Source organism: Mycobacterium simiae (assembly GCF_008370645.1).
Taxonomy (GTDB): Bacteria; Actinomycetota; Actinomycetes; order Mycobacteriales; family Mycobacteriaceae; genus Mycobacterium; species Mycobacterium simiae_A.
Map to the genome: position 1 here is coordinate 1 of NZ_VTZN01000402.1, position 1,206 is coordinate 1,206.

The window sequence follows — 1,206 nt, forward strand, 5'->3', positions numbered from 1 at the left end:
CCTGGCCCAGGTTGACCGGGTGGCGCACCAGATGGGCGCCAGCCCGCAGGGCGATGTCGCCGGTGCCGTCGGTGCTGCCGTCGTCGACGCACACGACGTGATCGAAGACCGACCGCACATCGGCGATCACGTCGCCGATGACAGCGGCTTCGTTGAAGGCGGGAATGACGATCCAGGCGTCGAAGTGATGCGTGTCAGTGTCCATATCCAAGGTCCATAATTAAGGCCATTTAAGCGCACAAGCTACCCGCTTGGCCGGCACTGATCATCCAACGCGCGCCAGCGCCGCCAGGTGAGCGGCGATTCCCACCATCGGGCCGCACAACAGCCCGACGACCGTGCGGGTCTCCAACGGCAGCGGCAACATCAGCAGTAAGCTCGACGCCACCGTAGCGCCGACCCAGCCCAGCGAATACGCACGGTGCAATGCGGCCGCCACCGTGGCTGCGCCGGTGAGCGTGAGCATGGCGATTGCCACCGCAGCCGCCGTCAACCAGGCCAACAGCGCACTGCTGGCCTGGTATTGCGGGCCGAACAAGGCGCGCAACAACGACGGGCCCAGCACGCCGGCCGCCAGCACCCCTAGCGCGCCGATGCCGCCGACGAACGCCGCCGGCGAAATTAGCGCCCGAAGCCGGTGCGTGCTTTCGTCGACGAAATGGGCGATAAGGTTTCCTTGCATAGCCGTCAGCGGCACCAGCAGCGGCGCCCGGGTCAACGTCACGGACAGGATGAGGACGCCTCCTTGGGCCCCCAGCTGGTTGGAGGTGAGTTTCAGCAGCACCGGAAACCCCATCACCAGAATCGCGCTGGCTCCTGCCGCAGTGATCGAATGAGCGGCACCACGCAGGAACGTCGCGGCGCTTCCCGGCGTGAGTAGGCGTGCGGCAGCCCGCGCACCCGGTGCGCCCAGCAGCACGATCAGCCAGGCCACCGAGCCGGCCACGGTGGCCCACAAAAAGCCGACCAGGCCCCATCCGACGACGAATGTGGCCGCGGCCACCGCTACCCGGATGACGGCGTCGGTCACCATCAGCGATCCGTACTGAGTCCACCGGTTAGTGCCGGCCAGCAGGCCCAGCAGCGTGGCGTGCAGACAAAATCCGGCCAACCCCATGCTGAGCAGGCCGACCGACAACCATTGCGCGTCGACGAAAACCCTCCCACTCCACAATGGTGAAGTGCCTGCGATCGCCATGGCGGCGG

At 66.8% G+C, this 1,206-nt stretch carries 2 protein-coding genes; both read right to left on the reverse strand.

Going from position 1 to position 1,206, the window contains the following annotated elements; all coding sequences use genetic code 11:
• A partial coding sequence (locus tag F0Q45_RS26065) for a glycosyltransferase (protein WP_149656597.1) occupies positions 1-205 on the reverse strand: 205 nt, incomplete at its 3' end.
• A 60-nt stretch (positions 206-265) separates the two neighbouring features.
• Positions 266-1,206, reverse strand: a 941-nt coding sequence (locus F0Q45_RS26070) for a hypothetical protein (protein WP_149656598.1), incomplete at its 5' end; no start/stop codon positions are given.